General features: G+C 70.3%; 7 protein-coding genes. 2 read left to right on the top strand and 5 right to left on the bottom strand.

From position 1 onward, the window contains the following. Nucleotides 1-804 (top strand): RNA-guided endonuclease InsQ/TnpB family protein (locus ACH4YP_RS21460; RefSeq protein WP_398491813.1); only part of this gene is annotated, 804 nt, incomplete at its 5' end. Nucleotides 805-859: 55 nt separating this feature from the next. Here the strand turns inward: ACH4YP_RS21460 and ACH4YP_RS21455 are convergent. Continuing rightward, nucleotides 860-1,921, bottom strand: coding sequence for a hypothetical protein (locus tag ACH4YP_RS21455; RefSeq protein WP_361064184.1), 1,062 nt, complete (start codon nucleotides 1,919-1,921; stop codon nucleotides 860-862). A gap of 253 nt (nucleotides 1,922-2,174) precedes the next feature. Continuing rightward, entirely contained in the window at nucleotides 2,175-4,751 is a 2,577-nt protein-coding gene (pepN, locus tag ACH4YP_RS21450) for an aminopeptidase N (protein WP_398491811.1), read from the bottom strand. 189 nt (nucleotides 4,752-4,940) lie between these two features. Between pepN and ACH4YP_RS21445 the strand changes: the two genes are divergently transcribed. Next, the gene (locus ACH4YP_RS21445) at nucleotides 4,941-5,591 is read left to right on the top strand and encodes a DsbA family protein (RefSeq protein WP_361064190.1); all 651 of its coding nucleotides are present in this window, start codon (nucleotides 4,941-4,943) and stop codon (nucleotides 5,589-5,591) included. A gap of 12 nt (nucleotides 5,592-5,603) precedes the next feature. Here the strand turns inward: ACH4YP_RS21445 and ACH4YP_RS21440 are convergent, their stop codons facing one another. The 3 genes from ACH4YP_RS21440 to ACH4YP_RS21430 are packed head-to-tail and all read right to left on the bottom strand — an operon-like array spanning nucleotide 5,604 to nucleotide 7,769. Continuing rightward, nucleotides 5,604-5,840, bottom strand: a complete 237-nt coding sequence (locus ACH4YP_RS21440) for a hypothetical protein (protein WP_398491809.1) — start codon at nucleotides 5,838-5,840, stop codon at nucleotides 5,604-5,606. A gap of 10 nt (nucleotides 5,841-5,850) precedes the next feature. Then, the gene (locus tag ACH4YP_RS21435) at nucleotides 5,851-6,510 is read right to left on the bottom strand and encodes a response regulator transcription factor (RefSeq protein ID WP_361064196.1); all 660 of its coding nucleotides are present in this window, start codon (nucleotides 6,508-6,510) and stop codon (nucleotides 5,851-5,853) included. Continuing rightward, nucleotides 6,507-7,769: a sensor histidine kinase gene (locus ACH4YP_RS21430; RefSeq protein ID WP_398491807.1), complete on the bottom strand. Its 1,263-nt coding sequence runs from the start codon at nucleotides 7,767-7,769 to the stop codon at nucleotides 6,507-6,509. The genes ACH4YP_RS21435 and ACH4YP_RS21430 overlap by 4 nt, the downstream gene beginning before the upstream one ends. Between the last annotated feature and the right edge of the window lie 5 nt (nucleotides 7,770-7,774).

The raw sequence follows: 7,774 nt of genomic DNA, 5'->3' as shown, positions 1-7,774 counted from the left end.
TTCCGGTTGAAGGACGGCCGCCTGCACCTGGCCGGGGGCATCGTGGTGACGGTGGTGTGGTCGCGGGAACTGCCGGGGGAGCCGTCTTCGGTGCGCGTGTACCAGGACAGCCTGGGGCATTGGTACTGCTCGTTCGTCGTCCCCGCCCAGGTCCAGCCCCTGCCGGAGACCGGCCGCCTACTTGGTGTCGACTGGGGTGTGAGGGAGACCGCGACCACCACGTCCGACGCGCACGACCTGCCGCACGCCGGGCACGGCAGGAAGGGCCGGGTGAAGCTGGCCCGGTACGACCGGATGATGGCCCGCCGCAAGCCGAAGAGGGGACAACCGGCATCGAAGGGCTACCGCGAGGCGAAGAGGCTGCGGGCGAAGGCGTATAAGAAGGTCGCGAGGCAGCGTGAGGACACCGGCCGTAAGTGGGCCAAGAAGGTGGTCCGCGACCACGATGCCGTCGCGGTCGAGGACTTCCGTCCGAAGTTCCTGGCCAGGACCACGATGGCCCGCAAGGCCGCTGACGCCGCCATCGGCGCCACCAAGGCCGCTCTGATCGAGATGGGCCGCAAGCACGGGCGGGACGTCCGCCTGGTACATCCCGCGCACACCACGATGGACTGCGCGCAGTGTGATGCGAGAGCCAAGCATCGCCTGCCGCTGGGTGAGCGCACCTATACCTGCACCGCGTGCGGAGCCGTGTCCCCACGGGACAAGAACTCCGCACGCGTCATGCTCGTCCGGGCTGGTCTCAACCCGGCTGGTGCTGATGGCGCAAGACCTCCTGGAGCGCTGCTCCAGGAGGCGGCCTGAGCCAGGAATCCCCTCCCGTCAGGGGAGAGGAGGATTCAATACCGGGGCAGTACCACTACAACCGGGGCAGCACCACTACATACGCGGCCGGGTCGCGGTCCGCTGAAGCCATCAGGGCCGTACGTACGACCGTTGCCTGCTGTTCCATCGAGTCCCGCAGCTTTTTCGGGGTGATGTGGACGACCGTGATGCCGAGCCGCTCCAGGTGCTCGCGCTTGCGGGCGTACTCGGACCACATGGCGTCGTCGTCTTGCCGAAGGCCTTGACGAGGGGCACGCGTGTCGAGTTCGAGAGCGACGGCATGGTCGGGCCAGTACGCGTCGAGGCCGCCCAGGTGCGGGCCGCCGGGCAGGCGGAGGTCCACGTTCCAGACCGGGTCGGGCAGACCGTGCTCGTTGACCAGGTGGTAGAGGCGGTCCTCCGCGATGGCCCGCCCCTCGGCGAGCAGCGAGTCGACGGCGTCCACGACGTGCGGGCGGCTCAGCAGCCGCGCCTGCGTCAACTCCTTGACCACGGCGGCCGGTTCACAGTGTCCGCCGCGTACGGCCTCGGTGAGCAGCCGGCGTACGACACCCGCGTCCGCGAGGTCGGCGACCGCGTCGGCCAGGGCGCGCGGGACGGGAGCCACCGGGATGCCGGTGATCTGCTGGGGCTCCGGCATACCCGGCGTACGGACGATACGGACGCAGCCCGTCGAACGCAGCCGGCGCAGCCGCGGGACGAGGACGTCGATGCGGTCCAGCGAGAGAAGCGGGGGCGCCGAGGAGAAGCGGTGCAGGGCCAGCGCCGCCAGGCCGGTGATCATCGCGTCGGCGTACCGCTGCGGGGCGTGCGGCTCACCCGCGCCGGGCTGGGCGGGGACCGCCGGTTCGGTGGCGGGGGAGCGGGCCGCGTACAGGAGAACCGCGTGCAGCCGCTCCTCGCTGGTGGCCGGGCCCGGGCGGAGCAGGTACACGCCCGGCAGGAGCTGCTGCCAGGTGCCGCCCGGCCTGCACTGCGCGTTGATGTCGGCGGGGCTCACACCCTGCGAGCGCAACTGGGCGGTGGTCAGGACACGGAGCTGAACGTCGGACAGGTGGCGGAGGGGCCGGGGGGAGAGCGGGGTGTTGTGGTTCATGACCCGAGGATTTCCCGCCCCCGATCCTCCTCCTAACCGCTGTTACACGCCCGTCGACAGAACCGGACAAGCTCGCCCTAAAGTGCAAGCGTTCGACTGCCGAAACCCCCTGGTCCGTACGGGGGTCACGGCACCGATTACCCGCATTCCGTAACTGTTATGGACGGGACGGAAGTCAACCGCGTGAGCGAAGAGCCCCTTTAGGGGCGCAGCTTTCAGGGGCGCGGGGAACTGCGCAGTCTTTGAGGCCCCCTCAACCGACGGTACCCACATCGCACGCCTGCCCCCGCAGGGCCCGCGCCAGGTCATCCCGAGCCTCCAGCACCAGCCTCCTCAACGCGGGCGCAGCCGCCCCATGGGCGGCAAGCCACGCATCCGCCGCCTCCAGCGTCCCCCGAGGATCCTGCAGCGAAGGGAACAGGCCCTTCACCACATCCATCCCGATCTGGATCGACCGCTCACCCCACACCCGCTCGATCACCTCGAAGTACTTCGACGCGTACGGAGCGGTCAGCTCCCGGTGCGACGACTGGGCGAAGCCCGCGATCGTCGCCTCGACCAGCGCGTTGGACAGCGAGTCCGACTCGACGACGGACGCCCACGCCTGCGCCTTGACCGCGGCGGAGGGCCGCGCCGCCAGGCACCGCACCTGGTGCCGCTTGCCCGACGCCGTGTCGTCCCGCGCCAGTTCGGCGGCGATGACACCCTCGTCCGCGACCCCGTGCGCGGCGAGCGGCTCCAGGAACGCCCAGCGCAGTTCCTGGTCCACCTCAAGCCCGTCGATCTTCGCCGTGCCCTCCAACAGGCCCTGGAGCAGCTGGAGATCGGCTTCGCCCGACGCGACCGCCGCGAGGAACCGCGCCCACGTCAGCTGGTGCTGGCTGCCCGGCTCGGTCAGCCGCAGCTCGCGCAGCGCGCCCTCGGCGAGCAGCCGCCCGCCCTCGCCGCGCCACTCGGGCGCCGCGTAGTGGGTGAGCGCGGAGTTCGCCCACGCGTGCAGCATCTGGAGCACGCCGATGTCGGTCTCGCGGCCCGCGAAGCGCAGGACCAGGTCGATGAAGTCCCGCGCGGGCATGAGCGCGTCGCGGGTCAGGTTCCACAGCGCGGACCAGCACAGGGCGCGGGCCAGCGGGTCGGTGATGTCGCCGAGGCCGTCCCGCAGGGCCGCCAACGAGCCCTCGTCGAACCGGATCTTGCAGTACGTCAGGTCGTCGTCGTTCACGAGCACCAGGTCCGGGGCTTCCGTGCCCACCAGTTCCCCGACGACCGTGCGCGGCCCCTCCACGTCGACCTCGGCGCGCGCGTACCGCTCCACCGCGCCCTCGGGAGAGCGCCGGTACAGGCCCACCGCCACCCGGTGCGGCCGGAGTTCGGGATGCGACTCGGCCGCCTCCTGGAGGATCGCCAGCTCGGTGACGCGCCCCTCCGCGCTCAGAATCACCTGCGGAGTAAGGGAGTTGACCCCGGCGGTCTGCAGCCAGGACCGCGACCATGTGGCCATGTCGCGCCCGCTCGTCTCCTCCAGGACCGACAGCAGATCACCGAGCCGCGTGTTCCCGTACGCGTGCCGCTTGAAGTAGCGGCGGGCGCCCTCAAGGAACGCGTCCCGCCCGACGTACGCCACCAACTGCTTGAGGACGGAAGCGCCCTTGGCGTACGTGATCCCGTCGAAGTTGAGCTTGGCGTCCTCCAGGTCACGGATGTCGGCCGTGATCGGGTGCGTGGAGGGCAGCTGGTCGGCGCGGTACGCCCAGGACTTGCGGTTGTTGGCGAAGGTGATCCAGCCGTTCGTGAAGCGGGTCGCCTCGACCATCGAGAACGAGCCCATGAAGTCCGCGAAGGACTCCTTCAGCCACAGGTCGTCCCACCACACCATGGTCACCAGGTCGCCGAACCACATGTGGGCCATCTCGTGCAGGATCACGTTCGCCCGGCGCTCGTACGACGCCCGCGTCACCCTGCCGCGGAAGATGAACTCCTCGCGGAAGGTGACGAGTCCCGGGTTCTCCATCGCGCCGAGGTTGTACTCCGGCACGAACGCCTGGTCGTACTTCCCGAACGGGTACGGGTAGTCGAAGTTGTCGTGGAAGAAGTCGAGCCCCTGCTTGGTGACGAGGAAGACGTCGTCGGAGTCGAAGTGCCGGGCCAGGCCCTTGCGGCACATCGCGCCGAGCGGGATCTCCAGGCGCGTACCGTCCTCGAAGACGCGCTCGTAGGAGTCCGTGACGTAGTGGTACGGGCCCGCGACGAACGCCGTGATGTACGTCGAGATGGGCTTGGTCTCGGCGAACTTCCAGACACCGTCGGCCAGTTCACCGACGCCGTTGCTCCACACGACCCAGCCCTCGGGGGCCCGCACCTCGAACCGGAAGGGCGCCTTGAGGTCCGGCTGCTCGAAGTTCGCGAAGACCCGGCGGGAGTCCGCCGGCTCGTACTGCGTGTAGAGGTAGACCTCGCCGTCCTCCGGGTCGACGAAGCGGTGCATGCCCTCGCCGGTGCGGCTGTAGGCGCACTGCGCGTCGACCACGAGCTCGTTGTCCTCGGCCAGGTCCTCCAGGAGGATGCGCGAGCCGTCGAAGACCGCGCCCGGGTCGAGGTCCCTGCCGTTCAGCGAGAGGGCCGTGACGCTCGGGGCGATCAGGTCCGCGAAGGTCGCGGCACCCGGCTCGGCGCTGCGGAAGCGGATCGTCGTCACCGACCGGAAGGTGCGCGGCCCGGCGTCCGTCCCGCCCACCGCGGAGCGCAGGTCCAGGAACACCTCGTACCCCTCGACGGACAGCAGTGCGGCCCGCTCGCGGGCCTCGTCGCGGGACAGATTCTCACCGGGCACGGGCGGTACTCCCTCGTGGCGTCATGGGTACGCGTGAACAGGACCGATCCTGCCACGCGCCCCTGACACGGGACACCCGGGAATGGCACGGATGACCGATCGGTTGGGGCTGAGGAGAGCAGTCGGCCACAGCACACCCGGCCCCCTGAGACCCAGACCGACCCCGCCCGACCCCGACCGAGGAGAACCATGTCCGAGCAGACCTCCGGCAAGACCCCCGTCGACTTCTGGTTCGACCCGCTCTGCCCCTGGGCGTGGATGACCTCGCGGTGGATCCTGGAGGTGGAGAAGGTCCGGGACATCGAGGTCCGCTGGCACGTGATGAGCCTCGCGGTACTGAACGAGCCGAAGCTGGACGAGCTGCCCGAGGAGTACCGCGAGCTGCTCAGCACGAAGGCGTGGGGCCCGGTCCGCATCGTCATCGCGGCCCAGGAGGAGCACGGCCCCGAGGTGCTCGGAGGCCTTTACACGGCGCTCGGCACCCGCATCCACAACCAGGGCGAGGGCCCCGGCAAGGAGATCGTCGCCGCCGCCCTGAAGGACGTCGGCCTGCCCGAGTCCCTCATGGACCACTGGGACGACACCCCGTACGAGCCCCAGCTGCGCGCCTCCCACAAGGAGGGCATAGACAAGGTCGGCCAGGAGGTCGGCACCCCCGTGATCGCGGTCCCCGGCTCCGACGGCGAGCAGATCGCCTTCTTCGGCCCGGTCGTCACCCCGGCCCCCAAGGGCGACGAGGCCGGCCGGCTGTGGGACGGCACGCTGATGGTCGCCTCGATCCCGGGCTTCTACGAGATCAAGCGCACGCGGACGGCGGGGCCGGACTTCAGCAACCTGTGAGGGAGCGGGGGCTCATTCGGGCTTGGGCATCTTCTCGGGAGGGGCGAAGGGCTTGTCGTCGAACGCGTACCGGATGTTGCGGCAGTCGCGGTCGCCGGTGACGCAGATCCAGTAGTCGTGGACGAACGCGTTGTCCTTCTGCTTCTTGGCCAGCTTCCGGATCACGTTCCGTTCCCGGTCGTCCTGCGGTTGGCGGTGCGGCTCGTAGGAGCCGCACGTGAAGCAGGGATACGTCTTCTCCTTCGGCATTCCGCAACCATCACCCGGAGCCCCCCGTACCGGAAGCCCTTCGCAGCAGTCCGCGCTCCATCGCAACCACCACCGCCCGCGTCCGGTCGTTCACGTCCAGCTTGGCGAACAGCCGCAGGAGGTGGGTCTTCACGGTGGCCTCGGCGATGACCAGACGGGCGCCGATCTCGGCGTTGGTGAGACCGTCCGCGACGGCGTTCAGGACGTCGGCCTCGCGGGCGGTCAGCGGCGGCTGGGCGGGCCGGCGCATACGGGCGACCAGTTTCTCGGCCACCCGCGGGGCGAGGACCGTCTCGCCCCGCGCCGCCGCGTGGATCGCGTCCACGAGCTGTTCGCGCGTGGTGTCCTTGAGCAGATAGCCGATGGCGCCCGCTTCCACCCCGCGCTCGATCTCCGCGTCGGTGTCGTACGTCGTGAGGATCAGGACCCGGGTGCGGGGGTGGGCCGCCACGATCTCGGCCGTCGTCGCCACCCCGTCCAGCACCGGCATCCGCAGATCCACCAGCGCGACATCGGGCTCGTGAGCGGCGACGAGGTCGAGCGCCGCCCGGCCGTCGCCCGCCTCGCCGACGATCTCGATGCTCGGCTCGGAGGCCAGCAGGGCCACGACACCGGCCCGCATCACCGTGTGGTCGTCGACCACGACGATCCGCAGCTTCGGGCCGCTCATACCGTCACCCCGCCCTCGGCGGATCCCGCCGCGTCCGTCGGACCATCCGCCGGAACGGCCGCTGCGTCCGTCGCCACGGCCGTATCCGTCGGAATGGTCGCCAGCACCCGTGTCCCGTCCCCCACCGAACTCGTCACCGTCAGCTCCCCGCCCAGCTCCGCCAGCCGCTTGCGCATCCCGTCGAGCCCGAACCCCGCCGACCGGCCGACCACGAACCCGGCCCCGTCGTCCGTGACCTCCAGCTCCACCCCGTACGGCTGCCGGGCCAGCACCACACCGACGGTGGACGCCCGCGCGTGCTTGCGCACATTGGCCAGCGACTCCTGGGTGCAGCGCAGCAGCGCGATCCGGGTCGGCTGGTCGCACTCGATGTCCGCCAGGTCCGCGTCGACCGCGAGCCCGGTGTCCTCCGCGAACCGGTCCAGGGTCCGCCGCAGCGTCCGCGCCACCGAACCCGCGGCCACCTGCCCCTGCTGCTGTGCCGAACCGACCAGCTCCCGCGCCTCCGCGAGGTTCTCGCGTGCCGTCGACTCGATCGAGCGCAACTGCTGTGCGCTGCGGTCCGGTTCGCTGTCGAGACCGGCGCGCGCCGCCTCCGCGAGCACGATGATCGAGGCGAAGCCCTGTGCGAGCGTGTCATGGATGTCGCGTGCCATCCGCTCCCTCTCGTCGGCCGCCCCCTGACGCTGGTGCGCCTCGGACAGCTCGGCCTGTGTCTGCTCCAACTCGACGATCAGCCGCGCCCGTTCATGACTCTGGGCGACGACGGAGTGCACCCACAGACCGATCAGCATCCCGACCGCCACCACGATCACCACCGGGACCAGCGTCTCCCCGAAGAACTTCGGCGAGTTCCCGAGCCGCAGCCAACTCCCGGTCAGCGTCGACCCGGTGGCCAGCCCCAGGAAGAGGATCGAGGCCCGCGGCGTACGGCTGAACATCCAGAAGTGCGGCAGCGTCACCATGAACAGCGACCCGAAGGAGTTGCGCATGTACGCGAACACCCCGAGCACGGCGACCAGCACCAGCAGATACGTGTGCGGGCGCAGCACGGGGTTGTCCGGGAACCGGTCGACCACCGCGTAGCACAGCACCAGTAGGCCCAGCAGCCCGAGCGCCCAGTACTTGCTCCCGCCGGGCCGGTCCATCGCGGCGAGTCCGACCGCCATCGCGGCGAACAGCACCCAGCACACCGCGTTCCAGCGACGGATCGTCGCGGCCCAGAAGGGATCGGTGGCCTGCCCGGCGGAAGTGGTCATACGGA

The organism is Streptomyces sp. NPDC020747, from assembly GCF_044334695.1.
GTDB lineage: Bacteria > Actinomycetota > Actinomycetes > Streptomycetales > Streptomycetaceae > Streptomyces.
The sequence above is the reverse complement of the archived record's forward strand: the minus strand, read 5'-3'. Positions and strand labels throughout refer to the sequence as shown.